The organism is Janthinobacterium svalbardense (genome assembly GCF_002327145.1).
Taxonomy (GTDB): domain Bacteria; phylum Pseudomonadota; class Gammaproteobacteria; order Burkholderiales; family Burkholderiaceae_D; genus Janthinobacterium; species Janthinobacterium tructae.
Window position 1 is genome coordinate 4,537,469 of sequence record NZ_CP023422.1, and the last position, 21,959, is coordinate 4,559,427.

The 21,959-nt window shown below is 60.8% G+C and carries 22 protein-coding genes and 1 pseudogene; 3 read left to right on the forward strand and 20 right to left on the reverse strand.

Annotation, left to right across the window (positions count from 1 at the left end; genetic code table 11):
- Positions 1 to 39 precede the first annotated feature (39 nt).
- From recO to CNX70_RS20130, 18 genes and pseudogenes are all read right to left on the reverse strand, one after another.
- A pseudogene (gene recO, locus CNX70_RS20045) lies at positions 40 to 902 on the reverse strand (DNA repair protein RecO).
- Positions 903 to 930: 28 nt separating this feature from the next.
- Positions 931 to 1,833: a GTPase Era gene (gene era / locus CNX70_RS20050; protein ID WP_096236430.1), complete on the reverse strand. Its 903-nt coding sequence runs from the start codon at positions 1,831 to 1,833 to the stop codon at positions 931 to 933.
- A 1-nt stretch (position 1,834) separates the two neighbouring features.
- Entirely contained in the window at positions 1,835 to 2,650 is an 816-nt protein-coding gene (gene rnc / locus CNX70_RS20055) for a ribonuclease III (protein ID WP_086140332.1), read from the reverse strand.
- A 74-nt stretch (positions 2,651 to 2,724) separates the two neighbouring features.
- Positions 2,725 to 3,642, reverse strand: coding sequence for a signal peptidase I (lepB, locus tag CNX70_RS20060; RefSeq protein ID WP_096236432.1), 918 nt, complete (start codon positions 3,640 to 3,642; stop codon positions 2,725 to 2,727).
- Between the two features lie 3 nt (positions 3,643 to 3,645).
- Positions 3,646 to 5,436, reverse strand: coding sequence for a translation elongation factor 4 (lepA, locus tag CNX70_RS20065; protein WP_096236434.1), 1,791 nt, complete (start codon positions 5,434 to 5,436; stop codon positions 3,646 to 3,648).
- A 315-nt stretch (positions 5,437 to 5,751) separates the two neighbouring features.
- Positions 5,752 to 5,997, reverse strand: a complete 246-nt coding sequence (locus tag CNX70_RS20070) for a glutaredoxin family protein (RefSeq protein WP_096236436.1) — start codon at positions 5,995 to 5,997, stop codon at positions 5,752 to 5,754.
- A 53-nt stretch (positions 5,998 to 6,050) separates the two neighbouring features.
- A complete protein-coding gene (locus tag CNX70_RS20075; protein WP_096236438.1) occupies positions 6,051 to 7,547 on the reverse strand; it encodes a DegQ family serine endoprotease in 1,497 nt (498 codons plus the stop codon).
- 258 nt (positions 7,548 to 7,805) lie between these two features.
- Positions 7,806 to 8,129, reverse strand: a complete 324-nt coding sequence (locus CNX70_RS20080) for a sigma-E factor negative regulatory protein (RefSeq protein WP_096236440.1) — start codon at positions 8,127 to 8,129, stop codon at positions 7,806 to 7,808.
- A gap of 71 nt (positions 8,130 to 8,200) precedes the next feature.
- The gene (gene rpoE, locus CNX70_RS20085; RefSeq protein WP_167389695.1) at positions 8,201 to 8,824 is read right to left on the reverse strand and encodes an RNA polymerase sigma factor RpoE; all 624 of its coding nucleotides are present in this window, start codon (positions 8,822 to 8,824) and stop codon (positions 8,201 to 8,203) included.
- Positions 8,825 to 8,909: 85 nt separating this feature from the next.
- A complete protein-coding gene (locus CNX70_RS20090) occupies positions 8,910 to 9,428 on the reverse strand; it encodes a hypothetical protein (protein WP_096236444.1) in 519 nt (172 codons plus the stop codon).
- A 130-nt stretch (positions 9,429 to 9,558) separates the two neighbouring features.
- Positions 9,559 to 10,809 (reverse strand): beta-ketoacyl-ACP synthase II, encoded by a 1,251-nt coding sequence (fabF, locus tag CNX70_RS20095; protein WP_071076479.1) that lies wholly within the window; start codon positions 10,807 to 10,809, stop codon positions 9,559 to 9,561.
- A 29-nt stretch (positions 10,810 to 10,838) separates the two neighbouring features.
- Positions 10,839 to 11,078 carry an acyl carrier protein gene (gene acpP, locus CNX70_RS20100; protein WP_008449912.1) on the reverse strand — a complete coding sequence of 80 codons (240 nt, stop codon included), beginning with the start codon at positions 11,076 to 11,078 and terminating at the stop codon, positions 10,839 to 10,841.
- Between the two features lie 178 nt (positions 11,079 to 11,256).
- Positions 11,257 to 12,000: a 3-oxoacyl-ACP reductase FabG gene (fabG, locus tag CNX70_RS20105; protein WP_096236446.1), complete on the reverse strand. Its 744-nt coding sequence runs from the start codon at positions 11,998 to 12,000 to the stop codon at positions 11,257 to 11,259.
- Positions 12,001 to 12,049: 49 nt separating this feature from the next.
- Entirely contained in the window at positions 12,050 to 12,991 is a 942-nt protein-coding gene (gene fabD / locus CNX70_RS20110) for an ACP S-malonyltransferase (RefSeq protein ID WP_096236448.1), read from the reverse strand.
- A gap of 111 nt (positions 12,992 to 13,102) precedes the next feature.
- Entirely contained in the window at positions 13,103 to 14,101 is a 999-nt protein-coding gene (locus CNX70_RS20115) for a beta-ketoacyl-ACP synthase III (RefSeq protein ID WP_096236450.1), read from the reverse strand.
- A gap of 15 nt (positions 14,102 to 14,116) precedes the next feature.
- Positions 14,117 to 15,184, reverse strand: a complete 1,068-nt coding sequence (gene plsX, locus CNX70_RS20120) for a phosphate acyltransferase PlsX (RefSeq protein ID WP_071076475.1) — start codon at positions 15,182 to 15,184, stop codon at positions 14,117 to 14,119.
- 210 nt (positions 15,185 to 15,394) lie between these two features.
- Positions 15,395 to 15,577, reverse strand: a complete 183-nt coding sequence (rpmF, locus tag CNX70_RS20125) for a 50S ribosomal protein L32 (protein ID WP_010399517.1) — start codon at positions 15,575 to 15,577, stop codon at positions 15,395 to 15,397.
- Between the two features lie 199 nt (positions 15,578 to 15,776).
- Complete coding sequence (locus tag CNX70_RS20130) at positions 15,777 to 16,274, reverse strand: YceD family protein (protein WP_071076474.1); 498 nt, start codon at positions 16,272 to 16,274, stop codon at positions 15,777 to 15,779.
- 222 nt (positions 16,275 to 16,496) lie between these two features.
- Between CNX70_RS20130 and CNX70_RS20135 the strand changes: the two genes are divergently transcribed.
- Positions 16,497 to 17,105 (forward strand): Maf-like protein, encoded by a 609-nt coding sequence (locus CNX70_RS20135; protein WP_096236452.1) that lies wholly within the window; start codon positions 16,497 to 16,499, stop codon positions 17,103 to 17,105.
- 17 nt (positions 17,106 to 17,122) lie between these two features.
- Complete coding sequence (locus CNX70_RS20140) at positions 17,123 to 17,872, forward strand: SAM-dependent methyltransferase (RefSeq protein WP_096236454.1); 750 nt, start codon at positions 17,123 to 17,125, stop codon at positions 17,870 to 17,872.
- 181 nt (positions 17,873 to 18,053) lie between these two features.
- Here CNX70_RS20140 and CNX70_RS20145 read toward each other — a convergent pair whose 3' ends face one another.
- Positions 18,054 to 18,971 (reverse strand): 23S rRNA (adenine(2030)-N(6))-methyltransferase RlmJ, encoded by a 918-nt coding sequence (locus CNX70_RS20145; protein ID WP_096236456.1) that lies wholly within the window; start codon positions 18,969 to 18,971, stop codon positions 18,054 to 18,056.
- Between the two features lie 277 nt (positions 18,972 to 19,248).
- Here CNX70_RS20145 and CNX70_RS20150 point away from each other — a divergent pair, with 277 nt between their 5' ends.
- Positions 19,249 to 19,677, forward strand: coding sequence for a thioredoxin family protein (locus CNX70_RS20150; protein ID WP_096236458.1), 429 nt, complete (start codon positions 19,249 to 19,251; stop codon positions 19,675 to 19,677).
- A gap of 6 nt (positions 19,678 to 19,683) precedes the next feature.
- Here the strand turns inward: CNX70_RS20150 and CNX70_RS20155 are convergent, their stop codons facing one another.
- Positions 19,684 to 21,957 (reverse strand): xanthine dehydrogenase family protein molybdopterin-binding subunit, encoded by a 2,274-nt coding sequence (locus CNX70_RS20155; protein ID WP_208624449.1) that lies wholly within the window; start codon positions 21,955 to 21,957, stop codon positions 19,684 to 19,686.
- Between the last annotated feature and the right edge of the window lie 2 nt (positions 21,958 to 21,959).

Here is a 21,959-nt window from a genome sequence, read left to right on the forward strand (position 1 = left end):
GATGGTATCCGTAAAGTGCTGTTGTGCGGCAAACCGCCGCTACAGCTGCATTAAATCGATCAGTATCTGGCGCGTGTTCAAGGTGGCGCCCCCGAGTTGATGGGCCAGCAAAAAGCGCATCAGCAGCTTGCTTTGCGCCTGCGTGGCCACATCGAGATAATCTTCGCGCTCCATGTCGAGCAGGGTCTTGCCCGTGATCTTCGGCCAGGCATCGCTGGCGCGCGCCGGACGCGGCCCCCGTTCCGGGTCGACCACGTACACCTGCCCCGCCTCGACGGCCTGGCGCGTACCGGTGCAGCGCGTCAGGTCGGCCGCCACGCCCGTTTCCTTGAGCAGCGCGCGCTCGAACTTGCGCAGCACGATGGGTGGCGGCTCATTGTGCGCCAGCTGATTCAAGGTAGCAACGTAGTGGTCGAACAGGACGGGATGCGGATCGTCGCGCGCCAGCAGTTTGACCAGCAATTCGTTCAGATAAAAGCCGCACAGCAGCGCCGTCTTTTCCAGCGGCAACATGCCGCCCACCCATTCGGCGCCCGTCAAGATGCGCAGCTCGGATTTGCCCGTCCAGCCCGCCTGCAGCGGTTGAAACGTCTGCAGCACGCCGCGCAACTGCGAATGGGGCCGCTTGGCGCCCTTGGCGACGAGCGCGATGCGGCCATATTCGCGTGTAAACACGTCGACGATGAGGCTGGTTTCTTTATGCGGATAGCTGTGCAGCACGAAGGCGGGCTGGCCCGTGATGCGGCCGTCGCGCGTGGGCGGGCGGCTGCGCCGGGGGCCGCCGAGGTGGGCTGTGCAGAAGGTGCGGCCGGCTGCGCGATGGCCACCGGCGCGGGAACAGGTGCAGATGCAGCAGATGAAGCTGGCGCGATGGCAGGCTGCGCTGGCGTGGTGGTGCTCATGCGTGTAGCGTCGCCCCCGGGTTGCGGATTACTCGTAGCCGTAGGCGCGCAAGCCCGCCTCGTTATCGGCCCAGCCCGATTTGACCTTGATCCAGATTTCCAGGTACACGGGGCCGCCAAACAGTTTTTCCATATCCAGGCGGGCCTGGGTGGAAACTTCCTTCAGGCGCGCGCCCTTGTTGCCGATGACCATGGATTTATGCGTATCGCGCTCGACCAGGATGGCGGCGAACACGCGGCGCAGATCGCCTTCCTGCTCGAATTTCTCGATCAGCACGGTGCTCGTGTACGGCAGTTCGTCACCCACGAAGCGGAAGAGTTTTTCGCGCACGATTTCCGAGGCGAGGAATTTTTCGCTGCGGTCCGTGATGTCGTCCGGGCCAAAGATGGGCTGGTTTTCCGGCAAGAAGCGCTTGATCTCGTTCTGCAAGCCTTCCAACTGGAAATGCAGCTTGGCGGAGACGGGCACGATGGCAGCAAAGTCGCGCATGGCGGCGATCTTTTGCGCAAACGGCAACAATACAGCCTTGTCCTTGACGCGGTCGGACTTATTGATGACGAGGATGCATGGCACTTCCTTCGGCAGCAGGTCCATCACTTGCTGGTCGGCCGGGCCAAACGTGCCCGCCTCGATCACGTACAGGATGACGTCCGAGGAAATCAGGGTGTTGGTGACGGTCTTGTTCAGCGTCTTGTTCAGCGCGTTCGAGTGGCGCGTCTGGAAGCCGGGCGTGTCGACGTAGATGAACTGCGCGTCCGGCACCGTCTGGATGCCCGTGATGCGGTGACGCGTGGTTTGCGCCTTGCGCGAAGTGATGCTGACCTTCGCGCCGATCAGCACGTTCATCAGGGTCGATTTGCCCACGTTGGGGCGGCCCACGATGGCGATATAGCCACAGCGGAAGTTGTCGGGCATTTTGGTGGCTGTCATGCTAGTGTCGATTCTGTTTAGTGTGAGCGGCGATCGCCGGGGCTGCAGGAGCTTGCGCGTCGTCGCTCTGGATGGTGGCAATGCCGGCCAGCTTGAGCTGGGCGGCGCGCGGTTTGGGCTTGCGGCTGGCGGCAGGCGATTTCAACAGCGCCTGCTCGGCCACGTCCAGCGCCAGTTTGGCGGCGGCTTGCTCACCGGCGCGGCGGCTTCCGCCACGACCGTAGACCTGGATATTCAATTTCGGCACCAGGCATTCGATCTCGAATTCCTGGCTGTGGGCGGCGCCGTGGGTGGCCACCACGTTGTACTGTGGCAGCGAAATTTTCTTGCTTTGCAAAAACTCCTGCAGCAGGGTCTTGGCATCCTTGCCCAGGGTTTGGGGATCGACCGAGTCGAGGATGGGAATGTAGAAGGCGCGGATCACCGTGCTGGCCGCATCAAAACCCGTATCGAGGAAAATCGCACCCAGCAAGGCTTCCAGGGTATCGGCGAGGATCGAAGGACGGCGGAAACCGCCCGATTTGAGCTCACCTTCACCCAGGCGCAGGAATTGCGACAACTCCAGCTTTTGCGCGATTTCATACAGCGACTGCTGTTTCACCAAATTCGCACGCAAGCGCGACAAATCGCCCTCGTCGATGGTCTTGAAGCGTTCGTACAGGATGGAAGCGACCACGCAGTTGAGAATGGAGTCGCCGAGGAATTCCAGCCGCTCATTATGCAAACTGCTGTGGCTACGATGCGTCAAGGCTTGCTGCAACAGGCCAGCATCCTGGAACGTATAGCCTAAACGGGTTTGCAATAGCTGAAGATTCATTGTTGTTTCTGTATCATCTGAGTAATTCGGCTGGCCGCCGCGCGGGGAATCGGCGCGGCAGCCATAGAGGCGGCCTAGTGGATGCCGCCCACGCGTTTCGGGTTGCTGAAGTTCATCCACACCAGGAAAGCCTTGCCGACGATGTTCTCGTTCGGCACGAAGCCCCAGTAGCGGCTGTCTGCGCTATTGTCGCGGTTATCGCCCATCATGAAGTAATTGCCTTGTGGCACCACACACGTAAAACCGTCTTCGTTGTAGTTACACGCATCCTTGTGCGGGAAATCCTTCACTTCGCGCAAGTTCAACGTGGGAGCAGGCTCGTCGTTGAGGATGCGGTGGCTCACGCCCGTCAGATTTTCTTCCAGCTGCTTGTGGTAGACAGTGCTTTCATCGTCCAGGTAGTCGTCCAGCGGGGTGTACTGCACTTCCTTGCCGTTGACCGTCAAGCGCTTGTTTTCATAGGTGATTTTATCACCGGGTACGCCGATCACGCGCTTGATGTAGTCTTGCGACATATCTTTCGGGTACTTGAACACCATCACGTCGCCGCGCTGCGGATCGTTGACTTCAATGATGCGCTTGTTGACGATCGGCAAACGAATGCCATAGGTGAACTTGTTGACCAGGATAAGGTCGCCCACCAGCAAGGTCGGCACCATCGAGCTCGACGGGATCTTGAATGGCTCGTACAGGAACGAGCGCAGGCAGAACACCAGGGCGATGACGGGGAAGAAGCTGCCCGAATACTCGACCCAGGTCGGCTGGCGCAACAGCGCTGCCTCGATGGTCGCGCGGCTGCCGCCTGCATCGGACTTGATGCCCTCGGCAGCCAGCTTGGACTGGCGTGCATCGAACTCAGCCAGGGCGCGGTCGGCCGCCTTGCGGCGCTGCTTGGACAGGTAAAACACATCCAGGCACCAGACCAGGCCCGTCAACACCATCAGCACGAACAGGATTAAAGCGAAATTTCCTAAAATCACTTGCAGGTTCATTGATCAACCATCCACTTGTAAAATTGCCAGGAATGCCTCTTGCGGGATCTCCACAGAACCCACTTGCTTCATGCGTTTCTTACCCGCTTTTTGCTTTTCCAGCAATTTTTTCTTGCGGCTGATGTCGCCGCCATAGCACTTGGCCAGCACGTTTTTGCGCAAGGCTTTGACGTTCTCGCGCGAAATGATATTCGCGCCGATGGTCGCCTGGATGGCCACGTCGAACATCTGGCGCGGGATCAGTTCGCGCATCTTGGCGGCCACCTGGCGGCCACGGTACTGGCTGTTCGAACGGTGCACGATGATAGCCAGCGCATCGACTTTTTCGCTGTTGATCAGCATGTCGACCTTGACCACATCGGCCGCGCGGTATTCCTTGAACTCGTAATCCATCGAGGCATAGCCGCGCGACGTCGATTTCAGGCGGTCGAAGAAGTCCAGCACGATCTCGGCCATCGGCATTTCGTAGACCAGTTTGACCTGGCGGCCGTGGTAGCTCATGTCCATCTGGATGCCGCGCTTGCCGATACACAGGGTAATCACGGAGCCCACGTATTCTTGCGGCATGTACAGATTGACCGTGACGATAGGCTCGCGCACTTCCTCGATGCGCGACGGATCGGGCATCTTCGATGGATTGTCGACGTTGATCAAGGTACCGTCACGCTGGATCACTTCGTACACCACGGTGGGCGCCGTGGTGATCAGGTCCATGTCGAATTCGCGCTCAAGGCGTTCCTGCACGATTTCCATGTGCAGCAAGCCTAGGAAGCCGCAGCGGAAGCCGAAGCCCAGCGCCTGCGACACTTCCGGCTCGTACATCAGGGCCGCGTCGTTCAGTTTCAGCTTTTCCAGCGAATCGCGCAGCGCGTCGTACTGGTTCGCTTCGACCGGGAACAGACCGGCGAACACTTGCGGCTGCACTTCCTTGAAGCCGGGCAATGGCGCGGCGGCAGGACGGCTGACCAGGGTGACGGTATCGCCCACTTTCGCCGCTTTCAATTCCTTGATGCCAGCGATGATGAAGCCCACCTGGCCTGCCGACAATTGCGGCAGCGATTGCGAACGGGGCGAGAACACGCCGATGTCTTCCACCAGTTGCACCGAATCGGTGGCCATCAGGCGGATCTTGTCTTTCGGTTTCAGGGTGCCGTTGACCACGCGCACCAGCATCACCACACCCACATAGGCGTCATACCAGGAGTCGACGATCAGCGCCTGCAGCGGCGCATCGGGGTCGCCCTTCGGTGGTGGCACCTTGACGATCAGTTGCTCGAGCACGTCCAGCACGCCGAAGCCTGTCTTGGCCGAGCAATGCACAGCGTCGGCCGCGTCAATGCCGATCACGTCTTCGATCTCGGCAATGGCGTTCGGTGGGTCTGCGTTAGGCAAGTCGATCTTGTTCAGGACGGGCACCACTTCCACGCCCAGGTCCAGCGCCGTGTAGCAGTTGGCGACCGTTTGCGCTTCCACGCCTTGCGACGCGTCAACCACCAGCAGCGCGCCTTCGCACGCCGACAGCGAGCGCGACACTTCATAGCTGAAGTCGACGTGGCCTGGCGTATCGATCAGATTCAGGTTGTAGATCTGGCCGTTGCGCGCCTTGTAGTGCAGGGCCGCCGTTTGCGCCTTGATGGTAATGCCGCGCTCGCGCTCCAGATCCATCGAATCGAGCACCTGCGCCTCCATCTCGCGGTCGGACAAGCCGCCGCACAATTGAATGATGCGGTCAGCCAGGGTCGATTTACCGTGGTCAATATGGGCGATGATGGAGAAGTTGCGTATGTTATTCATTAACTAATATATGTGCGAGTGACAACACTGCTTTAACAGGAATCAAGGGGATCATGTCCGGGCCAAACAGGGCCAAAACCAGGCGCCCCACTCATGATGAAAAAAGCGCTCCGAGCAGGACATCTGCATGCCCAGGCGAGCGCTTTTGAAGCGACAGAAGCTGCTGCCTCGGACAGTAGCTTTTTCGACCTCCCCATTTTACCGGATTTCAGAGCGGAAAGCCCGTCTTTCAGCGGCCGGCAGCGGGCAAGCCGATATTTTCAGCTGTTTCCAGCAGCGGAATGCTGCAATGCAGTGTCAATATTGATATTTAAGCTACGCCAGGCAGCGCCGGACGGCGGCCTCGTCCAGAAAATAATGGCATAGCTCGGGTTGGGCCAGGTCGCCAAACAGCACCGGCACCAGCTCATCGAAGCGGACCAGCAAGCTCGCATCGGGCGACGCATCGATATCGATCACCTCGACCGTGAAGGGAGTAGCGGGCGGCTGCAGCAGGAGCAAGGCATCGAGCATATCCTGGCAAAGGTGGCAGTAACTGCGGGAATAGAGAGTGAAATGCATGGCGGGCAGGATACCGCATCCCGGCTGTGGCCGGAATGCGGGATGATCACATTTTACTTCGCCGACGGACGCAGCGAAACGAATAGCGCCACATCGCCGCGGCGCACCAGCACGGCCGACGACTTCTTCGGATCGAGCTTGGCCACCAGGGCATTGAACTGCTTGGCATCTTTCACGGCAACGTTGTTCAATTGCAAGATCACATCGCCAGGCTGCAGGCCGGCCAGGGCCGCCACGCCATCCGCGTCGTCGACCAGCACGCCCGCATCGATCTTCAGCTCCTGCTTCTTCGCGGCCGGCACCTCGCTGACCTTCAGTCCCAGTGCATTGACGGCTTGCGCTTCCCGCTCCTTGGTCCCCTTTTTCGCCGTTTTTTCGGCTTCCAGTTCGACGACGGTGACAGCAATATCCTGTTGCGCGCCCTTGCGCCAGACGGTGACCGTGGACTTGCCATTGACGGCGGCGCCGCCTACCAGGCGCGGCAGATCGGACGAACGCTCGATCTGGGCGCCATTGAACTTCAGGATGATGTCGCCCGGCTTGATGCCCGCCTTGTCGGCAGGACCGCCCTCTTCCACCATCGACACTTGCGCGCCCTTGGCGTTGGGCAAGCCCAGCGATTGCGCCACATCCTTGCTCACTTCGCCGATCTGCACGCCGATACGGCCGCGCACCACTTTACCCGTCTTTTTCAGCTGCTCGCCCACGCGCATGGCTTCATCGATGGGCACGGCAAACGAAATGCCATTGTAGGCGCCGGACAAGGTGGCGATCTGCGAATTGATGCCGATCACTTCGCCGCGCATATTGATCAGAGGACCGCCCGAGTTGCCGGGGTTGACGGCCACGTCGCTTTGAATCAGGGGCAGGTAGTCGCCCGTGTCGCGGGACTTGGCGGAAATGATGCCGGCCGTCACCGTGTTTTCCAGGTTGAATGGCGAGCCGATGGCGATCACCCACTCGCCCACGCGGATCTTGTTCGAGTCGCCGATGGTCAGACGCGGCAGATTGGCGCCCTCGATTTTCAGCAGGGCCACGTCGGTGCGGGCGTCAGCGCCAATCACCTTGGCCTTGAATTCGCGCTTGTCCGTCAGGGTCACGTAGACTTCATCGGCGCCGTCGACCACGTGGGCATTGCTCAGCACGTAGCCATCAGCCGAAATAATGAAGCCGGAACCGACACCGCGCTGCACTTCCTGCTCTTGCGGCACGGCGCGACGGCCGCCGCGCGGCGCCTGCTGGCGCGGCGTTGGCATGGCGCCGCCAAAGAAGCGGCGCAAAAATTCCTGCATTTCCTGCTCATCCTGGCCGCCCGCGCCGGGCGCAGTCATCTTCAGGCGCTCGGTGGTGCGGATATTCACCACGGCCGGGCCAACGGCGTCGACCAGGTCCGAGAAATCAGGCAGTTTCACGGCCGGCACGGCGGCCTGCGCCTGTGGCGCCAGGCCCAGCATGGTCGGGGCGAAAAAGACGCCAGCCGTACCGAACAATAAGGCGGAAAGCGTCTTCACTGAAAACGACTTGCTGGCGACACATATGTTTTTTTTCATGGAAAGGATCTTTTCGAGTATATAAACGGATCAAAACGCGGATCGGCGATTGCCTGCGTGCATGATTGGCCGTCACGACGGAATCCCAGGGGCAACCACACCTGGTAGCGCGCATAGCAAACAATGCAACAATATATCGCAAAAGCAAGATATTGCCTGCACACAGTGTCAATCGTAGCGAAGTCCAGTGTCAAGAGGGCCAGGAGCAGCTTAAGAGTCAAGACCCGCCTGGCATAAGATGCCGCAGATACGGCAGCGCTAGCGTTGCGCCAGCGGTCCCGCCTCCAGCGGCTCGGCGGCGCCCGGCGGCACGATGGCAACGGACAGTGGCAAGTGGACAGCCGGCTCGTCAGGCGCCGCCTCGGCGGCCAGGCGGCTCGTCAGGCGCGCGTCGAATTCGGTGCTCAGGGCATGGCCGCACTGCTCCGAGCGCAGCATGTCGCCGATCAGGCGATAGGCATCCCAGGCTTGCCGCCCCTCATCCGTGTCGAGGGCGGCAAAAGCCAGTTCGAGTTCGCTCGCCGCCAGCTCGCCATCGGCCAGGGCGGAAATCGTCTCGTGCAATCGTGTATGCGTATCCATGATGGGTCCTGCCATTTCAAGAGGGTCGGCGCGGAACCGGACGCAGCCATGCCAACCTCATACTCCCCAGATTACCAGCGCTTGTCAATCGGCATATCCAACAATGGCTTCAATTTCTCGGCGATCACTTCGCGCGCACGAAAAATACGGCTGCGCACGGTGCCGATGGGGCACGCCATGATCTCCGAGATTTCTTCATAGCTGAGGCCCTCGATCTCGCGCAGCACGATGGCAGTGCGCAGTTCGATGGGCAGCACCTCCATGGCCGCGTTGACTGTGGCTGCAATTTGCTTGCTGGCCAGTACCGATTCGGGCGTATTGTTGTCACGCAATTTATTGCCGTCATCGAAGGACTCCGCCTGCTCGGCGTCGGCGTCGCTGGACGTGGCGCCGCGCCGCCCCTGCGTAACGAGATAATTCTTCGCCGTATTGATGCCGATGCGATACAACCAGGTATAGAAGGCGGCATCGCCGCGAAAATGGCGCAGCGCCCGGTATGCCTTGATAAAGGTTTCCTGCACCACATCTTCGGCCTCCGCCGGGTCATGCACAAGTCGCGACACCAGGCGCATCAAGCGGCGCTGATATTTCGATACCAGCACATCGAATGCCCGTTTGTCGCCAGCCTGCACCCGCTCGACCAGCAACTGATCATACTCGCGCTCTGTCCTCACGCCCGATGTCCCTGTTCGCATGCAGCGTGGGCGCCTGTATGGATATAGAGTTGGCCCGCTGCAAGAAGTTCAGTGTTCGCCCCACTTTTATTCTTCCCCCACTGCGTTATTCTTCCCCACTGCGCGCCGCGATGGCCCGGCACGCCACGGCCAGCGGGCGGAAGGTGGCGCAAGCGCTGCCACGCTGCGCCAGCACCTGCGTGCGCCGCCCTGCGGCATCGGCCAGGCACAGCACCAGCAGCGAGGGCCACAGGGTCGAGCCCGGTAACAGGCGCAGCACCGGCGGCACCAGCGGCCCAGCGCCGGACGGCGCCCCGCCATGCTCCAGATATACCGCCAGCCGCAACTGGCCGACCGGCGAAATATCAAGCACCTGCGGCTTTCTGCGCTGGCGCAGCAAAGCCAGCAAAAACACGCCGCCAGCCGCACTCGATAGCGCAGCGGGCCAGCCCAGCGCATAACCGCCCACCAACTGGCCGAAGCCGGGGCCATGGCCAGACAGGGCCGCAACATGCCACGCGCCGCTCAAGGGCCAGGCGGCCAGCACCGCGCACAGCCCCAGCACCGCTTGCAACAGGCGCAAACAGACAGGCGTGCGAATGACAGCCGCTACCGCGATCGACATATTGCCAACTCAAAGGGAAAAACATCAGGCGCGCCGGCACCATGCCGGGCAAATTCAGGCACCAACGAACGTTGGCACCGAATCAGCGCTCACTACGGTTTGACCGTAGTGAGCGCTTGAAAGTTCCTGCTTATTTCGCTTTACCGAAAATCAGCGTGCCATTCGTTCCGCCGAAGCCGAACGAATTCTTCACTGCATAATCGATCTTCATATCCCGCGCCGTGTTGGCACAGAAATCGAGATCGCAAGCGGGATCCTGGTTGAAGATGTTGATGGTCGGTGGCGACACCTGATGGTGCAATGCCAGGACCGTAAACACCGCTTCCAGACCGCCCGCGCCGCCCAGCAAATGGCCCGTCATCGACTTCGTCGAGTTGACGACCATATGCTTGGCATGCTCGCCGAAGGTGCGTTTGATGCCCATCACTTCCGCCACGTCGCCTTGCGGGGTCGACGTGCCGTGCGCGTTCAGGTACTGAATCTGATCCGGGTTCAAGCCTGCGTTGTTGAGGGCCGCGATCACCGATTTGCTGCCGCCGCTACCATCTTCCAGCGGCGAGGTCATGTGATAAGCATCTGCGCTCATCCCGAAACCATGCACTTCGGCATAAATCTTGGCACCACGGGCCACCGCTTGCTCATACTCTTCCAGCACCATGACGCCAGCACCCTCGCCCAGCACGAAGCCATCGCGGTCGGTATCCCACGGACGCGATGCCGTTGCCGGATCGTCGTTGCGGGTCGACAAGGCACGTGCCGAGGCGAAACCGCCCAGGCCCAGCGGCGACACGGTCGATTCAGCACCGCCGGCAATCATGACGTCGGCATCGCCGTACTCGATCATGCGCGCGGCAGCGCCGATGCTGTGCAAACCGGTGGTACACGCCGTCACGATCGCCAGGTTCGGACCCTTCAGACCATATTTGATCGAAAGATTGCCAGAAATCATGTTAATGATCGAGGCAGGCACAAAAAATGGCGAGATACGGCGCGGACCGCGCTTTTCGTACTCGGATTTGGTTTCCTCGATCAGCGGCAAGCCACCGATACCGGAACCGATGATCACGCCGATGCGCTCGGCGTTTTCCTCGGTCACTTCCAGACCGGAGTCCTGCATCGCCTGGATGCCTGCAGCCATGCCGTAATGGATAAAGGTATCCATGTGGCGGGCTTCCTTACCGGAGATGTACTCTTCGATATTGAAACCTTTGACTTCACCGGCAAAATGCGTGGTGAAGGGCAATGCATCAAACTTGGTAATCGTGGCAATGCCGGATTTACCTTCGGTAATTGCGCTCCACGCCTCGGCAATAGTATTGCCGACAGGTGAAACACAGCCCAGGCCGGTTACAACAACACGACGGTTTTTAGAACGGCTCAAGCGATTCTCCTGAAGTCGGTCAAACAGGCTTAGGCCTTGACGTGTGCGGTGGCGTAGTCGATCGCCTGTTGCACGGTGGTGATTTTTTCAGCTTGTTCGTCAGGGATTTCCATTTCGAATTCGTCTTCCAGGGCCATGACCAGTTCCACGGTGTCCAGGGAATCGGCGCCGAGATCGTCGACGAAGGAGGATTCGATTTTGATGTCTGCTTCTGCAACGCCCAGTTGCTCAGCGACGATTTTCTTAACGCGTTGTTCGATATCCGACATGTTATGGCTCCAAAGTGTGTGTTACGGAAAGTGCGCGCATTTTATCAGGTTTGCGCGTCCGAATACTAATTTCGGTGTCTGCTGCTAATTCGACCGAAGCTGCTGCTAAAAGATGCGATTATAGACAAAAACGACCGTTGAATCATGCCACAAACGCCCGCCCTGTCTAGCTTTCACATCAATTCATGTACATTCCGCCGTTCACGTGCAGGGTCGTGCCCGTGATATACGCCGCTTGTGGCGAGGCCAAAAAGGCCACCGCCGCTGCCACGTCTTCCGGTTTGCCCAGGCGGGACAGGGGAATTTGCGTCAACAGGGCCGCGTGCTGCTCTTCGCTCAGGGCCTTGGTCATGTCGGTATCGATGAAGCCGGGGGCGATGCAGTTCACGGTAATGTTGCGGCTGCCGATTTCGCGCGCCAGGGCGCGGCTCATGCCTTCCACGCCGGCCTTGGCCGCCGCGTAATTCATTTGTCCCGGATTGCCCGACGAAGCCACCACCGACGTAATATTAATGATACGCCCAGCCTTGGCTTTCATCATGCCACGCAGTACGGCGCGCGACAGGCGTCCGACGGCCGACAGGTTGGTGGAAATGACGCTATCCCACTCGTCATCCTTCATGCGCATGGCCAGCTGGTCTTGCGTGATGCCCGCATTGTTGACGAGGATCGACAGGCTGCCGTAGGTTTTCTGCACTTCGTCGACGACGGCCGCACAGCGCGCCGCATCGGTCACGTTCAGCACCAGCCCCTTGCCCGCCACGCCTTCGGCGGCCAGGTAATCGGTGATGGCTTGCGCGCCGCTTTCCGAGGTGGCGGTGCCGACCACGATGGCGCCCTGCTTGCCCAGTTCGGTGGCGATGGCACGGCCGATGCCGCGCGAGGCGCCCGTGACCAGCACGACTTGATTTGCTAAATTCATGAGTATCCTTTAAAGCAAGTGCGGCAGGCAGGCTGCCGCAATCTGATGTTTATTTGAGCTGCGTCAAAATGCGTTCCAGCGATGCCTGGTCGACGATGGCGTCGCCCACCAGCACGGGATCGATGCGCTTGGCCAGGCCCATCAGGACCTTGCCCGGACCGCATTCGATCACTTGCGTGATGCCCTCAAGCGCCACTTTCTGCATCGTTTCCACCCAGCGCACGGGGCTCGCTGCCTGGCGCACCAGCGCATCCTTGATGCCGGCGACATCGTTGACGATGGCCACATCGACGTTGTTGATCAGCGCGATCTGCGGTGCGGCGAACGTCAGGCCGGCCATATACTCGCGCAAACGGTCGGATGCGGGTTTGAGCAGCGACGAGTGGAATGGCGCCGAGACGGGCAGCTTCATGGCGCGCTTGGCGCCCTTGGCCTTGGCCAGTTCGCAGGCGCGCTCGACGGCCGCCGTATGGCCGGCGATGACCACTTGCGCAGGCGCATTGAAATTGACGGGCTCGACCACCAGGGCCGGGTTTTCCGCCGTCGCCTCCGCACAGGCGGCGCGCACGTCGTCATCCGACAGGCCCAGCACGACAGCCATCGTGCCCTGCCCCACGGGCACGGCTTCCTGCATGGCTTGCGCACGGAAACGCACGAGCGGTACGGCATCCTTGAACGAAATGACGCCGGCGGCGACCAGCGCCGAGTATTCACCGAGGCTATGGCCGGCCACGACGTTCGGCACGGGGCCGCCCGCTGCCAGCCAGGCGCGATAGAAGGCCACGGCCGCCGTCAGCATCACGGGTTGCGTGTTGGTGGTGAGATCCAGCTCTTCCTTCGGACCTTCGGCGATCAGCTTGCCCAGGTCAAATTGCAGGGCGTCCGACGCTTCGGCCACGGTTTGCGCCACCACGGGGTTGCCGGCGAAGCCGTCGAGCATCGCAATCGCTTGCGAGCCTTGGCCTGGGAAAACAAATGCAAATTGTGTCATGGTGACTCCGTTTTGAATTTTTGGTATTCGAGTTGCCGTAAAGTAGTTTCTTTACCCAAAAGGCAAAGGCTGGGGTCAGACCCAGCGGGTCTGACCCCGGTACTAACCAGTTTACATTCTTGCGAGCACGGCGCCCCAGGTAAAGCCGCCGCCCACGCCTTCCATCATGACGTTGTCGCCCGGCTTGACACGGCCATCGCGCACGGCGATGTCGAGCGCCAGCGGGATCGACGCGGCCGAGGTGTTGCCATGCTGGTCGACGGTGACGACCATCTTGTTGAGCGGCAAGCCAAGCTTCTTGGCCGTGCTGTTCATGATGCGGATATTCGCCTGGTGCGGGATCAACCAGTCGATCTGGTCCGCCGTCATGTTGGCGTGCGCCAATGCTTCGTGCGCGACCTTTTCCAGCACGGACACGGCCAGCTTGAACACGGCCGGGCCATCCATGTACAGGAAGGCACTGCCGGCCAACGCACCGCCAGCCACACTGCCCGGTACGCTGAGGATGTTCGAGTGGCGGCCGTCCGCGTGCAGCTTGGTGGCCAGAATGCCTGGCTCGGTGGAGGCCGTCATGACGATGGCGCCGGCGCCGTCACCGAACAGCACGCAGGTGCCACGGTCATCGAAATTGAGGATGCGCGAAAACACTTCGGCGCCGATCACCAGCACATTCTTGTGCATGCCAGATTGAATAAAACTATCGGCCGTGGCGACTGCATACACGAAACCGCTGCAGACGGCTTGCACGTCGACGGCGGCGCAGTTGTTCGTGATGCCCAGCTTGCTCTGCACGATGCAGGCGGTGCTGGGGAAGCTACCGAAGAAATCGGGGGTCGAGCTGGCGACGATGATCAGGTCCAGATCGTTGCCGCTCAGGCCCGCCATCTCCAGGGCTTTTTTGGCCGCTTCCACGCCCAGGTCCGAGGAGTTTTGCATTGGTGCCGCGTAATGGCGCGCCGAGATACCGCTGCGCGAGAAGATCCATTCATCCGACGTCTCGATGCCCTTGGCGGCGAGCTGTTCGGTCAAGTCCTGGTTGGTGACGCGCTTCTCCGGCAAGTAGCTGCCGGTGCCGATAATTTTGCTGTAAGTTTTGCTAAAAACAGTCATGCAAGTACCCGTCCACTAAATGGTAGAGCTTGTTGAAGTAGGTTCGTCCGGTACTGGCGTGCGCGGCATCAGCTCGGCGATCAGGCTGGCCAGCTGTGCTTGCACGTCATTTTTTGCCGCGTCAAAGGCGCGGCGCAAGGCCCATTCAAACGAATAGGCATCGGCGCTGCCATGGCTCTTGAAGACGAGGCCACGCAAGCCCAGCAGGCTGGCGCCGTTGTAACGCGATGGATTCAGGCGGTTGCCGATGGCTTTCAGGGCCCCGCGGGCGATCAGCGCGCCCAGCATGGTGATCGGATTGCGCTTGAATTCGGTAGTCAGCACGTCCTTCATGAGGCGCGCCAGGCCTTCGATGGCTTTCAGGGTCACATTGCCGACAAAACCGTCGCAGACGACGATATCGGTGGTGCCTTTGAAGATATCGTTGCCCTCCACGTTGCCGTAGAAGTTCAGCGCGCCACGCTCGTGGTCGGCCTGCAACAGCTTCGCGGTGAGTTTCACCACTTCATTGCCCTTGATATCTTCCGTGCCCACGTTCAGCAAGCCGATCGTCGGGCGGGCTATGCCTTCCATGGCGGACACCAGCACGGAGCCCATGATGGCGAACTGGTGCAAGTGATGCGGTTCGCAATCGACGTTGGCACCCAGGTCCAGCATGTAGGTCGGGCCGTTCTTTTGATTCGGCAAGATGCTGCAGATGGCCGGGCGGTCGACGCCGGACATGGTTTTCAAGACATAGCGCGACACGGCCATCAGGGCTGCCGTATTACCGGCGGAAACGGAGGCTTGCGCCGCGCCGCTCTTGACCTGTTCGATGGCCACGCGCATGGAGGAATCCTTCTTGCGGCGCAGGGCCACTTCCAGGGGATCGTCCATCGTAACTTGTTCGGAGGCATGCAATACCGACAGGCGCGGATGCGTGTCGGCTTTATGTTTTTTCAGTTCGGCACGGATCACGTCTTCCAATCCAACAAGGATCAGTTCGGCTTCAGGCTCATGTTTTACGAAGGAAATTGCTGCAGGGATAGTGACTGAGGGACCATGATCTCCGCCCATGCAGTCGATAGAAATTTTGATTGTCATTTGTGTTGATTCAATACCGCTGCGGGCGTGCGGCAAGATGTGAATCGGACTGGAGCATATGCAGGGCGCAGCATGTCATGCACAGACCTGGACAGCGTGATTCAAAATGACGGGTGCGCAAGATGAATTGCAGCCGATAAAAAAGAAGAAGCGGCGCCACGCCGAATAACCACGCAACACCGCTTTCATCTTACCCAACAAAAACGTCGATTACTCGTCGTTTTTGGTCTTCAACACTTTACGGCCACGATAGAAGCCGTTAGGGCTGATATGGTGACGCAGGTGTGTTTCGCCGGTAACTGGCTCGACGCTCAATTGCGGCGCGACCAGGAAGTCGTGCGAACGGTGCATGCCGCGCTTGGAAGGGGTTTTCTTGTTCTGTTGAACTGCCATGATGACTCCTAATACATAAGTTCTAAAATTTTAGCACAATCGATTGGCAAATACATGCGAATCGAGTATCCCAGCGGCAAAGACTACCCGAAAATAGCCCGGACCGACATCGTTTATTACAATTACATTTCACTACACTTGCCATACTCGATTACAACACGCGTTTGACACGTCTTTTACGTACTACAAAATACAAAAATTATTCTGGCTTCAAGTCCTTCAGTGCCGCAAACGGCGACTGCTTTTCAGTCTTGAGAGCATCGAGCTGCGCCGTATCGGGGCAGACGTCGTGTTTGGGCACCTGCGGCAGGGCCAGCAAGGCTTCATCTTCGATCAGGGCCGCGGCATCCATGCTGCGGCTGCCGACGATCACGTCGATCGATTCATCGTTGATGATTTCTTCGATCTCGTCCGCCTGCTCGTCATCCTTGCCCAGCATCAGAGTAGTCGTCGAATCAATTGCGTAAGCATACGGAGTCAGGCAGCGCTGGCAAACCAGCTGAACAGTGCCGTTGACCGACAAGGTCAGTTGTGGGTAGCCCAGCTTGCTGGTGCCGCCGACGATCTTCCAGGCGATGTCGCCGGAAGCATCTGCACAATCCTTGGTCAACCGGGTCATTTCAGCGACAGGAGTTACACCCTCGCGGCTCCCGCTGATACGACAAAAATCAAAGGCGTCGATCACAAAAGCATTCATTGGTAGAAAATTTCCCCGGAAAACCTGCGATAATAACAGGGTTTTGAGCACGGAGTCAAAGGCTAAGCATCTTTTTTGACGCAATCTTTGCCATAAACATGACAACTTCATCAACACCGTCATGCCGCATGGAGCCTCAGTTATGGGCTCTGCGCCCTGGAACTACGTGACATTCCACTGACATCGACCAGCGCGGCCATGCCGGCCGCCATCCACTACCGAATGATACCAACTTCCGCCCCATTGCGCTTGATTCTTGCATCGAGTTCGACCTACCGCAAGGAATTGCTGCAACGCCTGCGCCTGCCTTTCGAGGTGGCCGCGCCCGATCTCGACGAAAGCCCGCTGCCCGGTGAAAGCCCCAGCGCCACGGCCCTGCGCCTGGCCCAGGCCAAGGCGCAGGCCGTGCTCGACCTTTACCCTGGCAGCCTCGTCATCGGCTCCGACCAAGTCGCCACCCTGGATGGCGCGCAGATCGGCAAGCCGGGCAACCATACCAATGCCCTGCTGCAACTGCAAACCATGCGCGGGCGCGAGACCGTGTTCCATACGGCACTGTGCCTGCTCGACGGACGCCAGTCGCCCGCCGCGGCGCAAGTGGAAGATATCCAGACCCGCGTCACCGTGCGCGACTTGCCCGATGCCGAACTGGACGCCTACCTGCGCATCGAGCAACCGTATGATTGCGCCGGCAGCGCCAAGAACGAAGGCCTGGGCATCGCCCTGCTCGAATGCATCGCCACCACCGACCCGACCGCCCTCACCGGCTTGCCGCTGATCGCCCTGACGGGCATGCTGCGCAAGGCGGGCGTGGCGTTTTTTACCATTTAATTACCGACAAGAAGAATATGACCGGCACCCTGTACCTGATCCCCAATCACCTCGGCCTGTCCGAAGGCGCAATCGATCCGCTATCCCACATCATTCCCGAGCAGGTGCGCCAAATCACCTCGCAGCTCGATTATTTCGTTGCGGAAAACGCCAAGACGGCGCGCGCCTTCCTGAAATTGATCGGCAACCAGCATCCGCTGGCCAAACCGCTGCAGGAAATCACGATTTCCGAACTCAACGTCAATACCCCGGCGCAAGCGCTGGCCGGCTTGCTGGCGCCGCTGCTAGCGGGGCGCGATGCGGGTCTCGTCTCGGAAGCGGGCGTGCCCGCCGTGGCCGACCCCGGCGCCGACCTGGTGCGCCTGGCGCATCAGCACGGCATTAAAGTGCGCCCGCTGGTGGGCCCGTCGTCGATCTTGCTGGCCGTGATGGCCAGCGGCTTGAATGGCCAGAGCTTCGCCTTCAACGGCTATCTGCCCACCGATGCAGCCCTGCGCGCCAAGCGCCTGAAGGAACTGGAAAGCCGGTCGCGCAATGAAAAGCAGACCCAGCTATTCATCGAAACGCCCTACCGCAACGCCGCCATGCTCGAAGCGCTGGTAGCCCAATGCGCGCCGTCGACCCTGATCTGCGTCGCCACCGACCTGAGCCTGGACACGGAAAGCGTGCAAACGTGGAATGGCGCGCAGTGGAAGAAACAATTGGCGGCAGGTAAGGCACCGGACTTCCACAAGAAACCGACCGTGTTCTTGTTGTTGGGACAGTAAACGACAAACGCCACGAACATATTTGCCGTGGCGTTTACTTTGTTCAACTACGATAGTTACGACACCTGACAAAACCGTAGCGAGCGGAAGGGAGAGGTGGCTAAGAAGCGCAACCGTACTCTAGTACGGTGAGCATCGCAGGCCGCCTATACCGACGCGCAGTAGGTTTGGTCAGGTGTCCTCAGACTCTTCTGGTACCGGTATTCTTTTGACCGCCCTTACCCGTTTCCAATACGAACTTGGCGCCATCATCGCGGCCCAATACCTTGACCAGGTACGGCATGACTTCGCGCAACATCGGCTCCAGCGTGTACGGCGGGTTCAGGATGAACATGCCGCTGCTGTGCAAGCCGAAGCCGTCCGGCGACGGCGTGTTGACCGTCAAGGTCACGTGCAGCCAGTCCGAGCTGGGCAGTTGCTTGAGCTTGTCGGCGAACTGGCGCGATTCCATGCGCTGCAGCACCGGGTACCAGACGGCGTAGATGCCCGACGGGAAGCGCACGAGGGCGTCGGCCAGGGTGTCCTTGACCTTGCGGTAATCCATCTTGTCTTCATACGGCGGGTCGATCAGGACCAGCGCACGGCGCGATGGCGGCGGCAGCAGGGCTTTCAGGCTCTGGAAGCCGTCAGCCTTGGTGATGAGCACGCGCTTGCCGCGCACGCTAGGACGCTCGCCCTGGGCCAGCGCATGCGCCTCGACCTTGCGGAAGTTGTCAGCCAGAATCTTGGCATCGGCGGGATGCAGCTCGAACAGGCGCAGACGGTCTTGCTCGCGGCTGACCTTGTCGGCGCAGTACGGCGAACCCGGGTAGTAGCGCATCTTGCCGCTCGGATTCATTTCCTTGATCAGCTTCATGTACTCGGCCAGCGAGGCTGGCAAGTCCGTGCGGTCCCACAGGGGCGCGATGCCCGTTTCGTATTCCGCGTTTTTCGCGGCATAACCACCGTCGAGCGCATACACACCCGCGCCGGAATGGGTATCGATATAACTATAGGCGGTATCTTTTTGATTCAGATATTGCAACAACTGAATCTGCACATAATGCTTCAACACATCGGCGTGATTACCCGCGTGAAAGGCGTGGCGGTAACTCAACATAAGCTGGCTAATTCCATAATAAAAATAAACAAAGGCGGGAGCGCTGACACCGGGCAGGGCATGAAAACAGACTGGAGGGGGTCAGGCTGCGGGGCCAGGAAACAGCATGGACCAGCGTAATCAGCGCGCAATTATCAGCATTATCCACCAGAAAGGGCGATTGCATCAAAAAACACCGATAAACAAGCGCATGCATTCTCGGGACTGGCGTGGCCGGGCGCGGTAGAATACGCGCATCGGGCGCCCCGCGCCCATCCGTCCACTAATAGATACGAGCATGCACAGCCTGACCCTCACGACCGATAACCGCGCCGACGTCGCGGCAGCCCTGGCCTGCCCACGCTGGACCGTGGCTTGCCTGTGTGCGCTATGGTGCGGCACCTGCGGCAGCTACCGCGCCACGTTCGAGGAACTGGCCGCGCGCCACCCGGACACGCTCTTCGTCTGGATCGACATCGAAGACCAGGCCGACGTGGTGGGTGACCTTGACATCGACAACTTCCCCACGCTGCTGATCCAGCGCGAGGACAACGTGGCCTTCTTCGGCACCGTACTGCCCGACGGCGGCCTGGCGCACCGCATGGTGCAGGCGCAGCAGGCGCTCAGCGTGGACGAACTGGCAGCGCTGGCCGGCAGCACGCAGGAGCGGCGCGACTGGCAGCGCGACTGCAATTTGCGCAACATGCTGGCCGCCACCCTCGCCTGAGCCACCTCAAGCCAGGCGCAGCGGCAGGCTGCGCAGCCGTTTCCCCGTCAAGATGAAGATGGCGTTGCCCACTGCCGGCGCAATCGGCGGCGTACCGGGCTCACCCACGCCTTCCGGATGCTCGGCGCTGGCGATGATGATGGTTTCCACTTCCGGCGTTTGCCCCATGCGCAACACGGGATAGTCGTGGAAATTGCCCTGCTCCACTTTGCCATCCTTGAAGGTGATCTCGCCGCCCAGCGCCGCCGACAGGCCGAACAGCACGGCCGACTCCATCTGCTGGGCGATGATGTTCGGATTGACGGCGATGCCGCAATCGATGGCGCACACCACGCGCTGCACGCGAATTTCGCCGTTTTCCACGGACACCTGCGCCACCTGCGCCACGATGCTGCCGAACGACTGGTGCAAGGCCACGCCATGCGCATGGCCGGGCGGCGCACTGCCCGCCCTGGCGACTGCCGCATCGAGCACGGCCAGGTGGCGCGGATGGTTCAATAACATGGCGCGACGGAAGGCGATGCCGTCCTGCCCGGCCGCATGCGCCAGCTCGTCGATAAAGCTTTCCTTGAAGAACGCATTGTGCGAATGCCCCACGGAGCGCCAGTAGCCGATGGGAACGGCACTGTCGGCGATCACGTGGGCGATGCGCTGGTTGGCGATTTCATACGGCATGTCGAATTCGCCTTCGGCCGTGGTCTTGTCCGGCCCCGCCCCCGGCAAGCCGAAGTTGCGCTGCAAAAACTGATGCGTGATGGAACCACTGACGGATTTATTATCCCAGGACGCGATGCGGCCGTGCTCGTCGAGGCGTGCCGCAAAGCGGGCCAGCGCGGCGGGACGGTACATATCGTGCCGTGTGTCCTGTTCGCGCGTCCACACCAGCTGCACCGGTGCGCCATCGCACTGCAGCGCGATGGCTACGGCTTGCGCCACCATGTCCACCTCCAGGCGGCGGCCAAAACCGCCACCCAGCAGCAGCACCTCGATCGTCACATCCTTCGCGTCGACGCCGGCCACTTTCGCCGCCACGTCGACGGCGATGCCAGGTGCCTGCGTCGAAACCCACAGCATCACCTTGCCATTGCTCACCTGCGCGGTGCAGTTGACGGGTTCCATGGCCGCGTGCGCGAGGAACGGCGCGCGATACTCGGCGCTGACCTGCCGCAAGCCCTGCGCGACCTTGCCCTCGACCTCGCCGCTGGCGTGGTACGCATAACCGGCTTCGGTATCTAACAGGCGGGCAAACTGCGCATACACGCCGGCGCTGGACAAGTTCGCTTGCGGGCCGGCCTTCCACTGCGTCGGCAAGGCGGCGGCTGCCTGCCTGGCGCGCCACCAGGTGTCGGCCACCACGGCGGCACACGAAACGCTGCGCTGAGCCAGGTGCGGCGTCAGGTCCAGCACTTTTTTGATGCCGGGCATGGCCAAGATGGGTGCCGCGTCGAACGCGGCCAAGGTGTCGCCCAGGCGCGGCGGCAGATGCAGGGCCGCGTACAGCATGCCGGGCGGGCGCGCATCGATGCCGAAGCGCGCACTGCCATTCACTTTGGAGGGCGTGTCGCGGCGCGGCGCCGGCTGGCCGATCAGCTTGAAATCCTGGGGCAGTTTCAGCACGGGCGTGCCCGGATCGATGGCGGCGGCGCGCTGCGCCAGGCTGGCGTAGCTGGCGCGCCGGCCATCGGGGTGCAGCACTTCGCCATCCTGCGTGCGGCATTGCGCGGCCGGCACCTGCCACTGCGCGGCGGCGACGGCCACCAGCATGGCGCGCGCGGACGCGCCCGCTTCGCGCATGGGACCCCAGCCATCCTTCACGCTGGACGAGCCGCCCGTGACGATCACGCCCAGTTCGCGCGCCGCCTTGGCCACCGTCCACTGCGCCAGCGCTTTTACGCGGCCCTGGTCGTCCGGGTGGAACGGCAGGCTGTCCTTGAGCATGGCCACATTGCCGAAGATTTTATCCATCGGCGCCTGGATCAGTTTGACGCTGGCCAGCGGTACGTCGAGTTCCTCGGCCACCAGCATGGGCAAGGCCGTATGCACGCCCTGCCCCATCTCGCTGCGCGGCATGGCCAGGGTCACCATGCCGTCCGTACCGATGGCCAGCCAGCCGTTCAAGGCCACGGCGCCATCCTGCAGCGGCAGCGGCGCGCTGCCGCGCAGGCGCTGGCGCGGCGGCAGCACGCCCCAGCCCAGCACCAGGGCGCCCACGCCGGCCACGCCGAGGCCCAGGCCGCCGAGCAGGAAACGGCGGCGCGAGGTGTTTTTTTCTCCGGCCATGG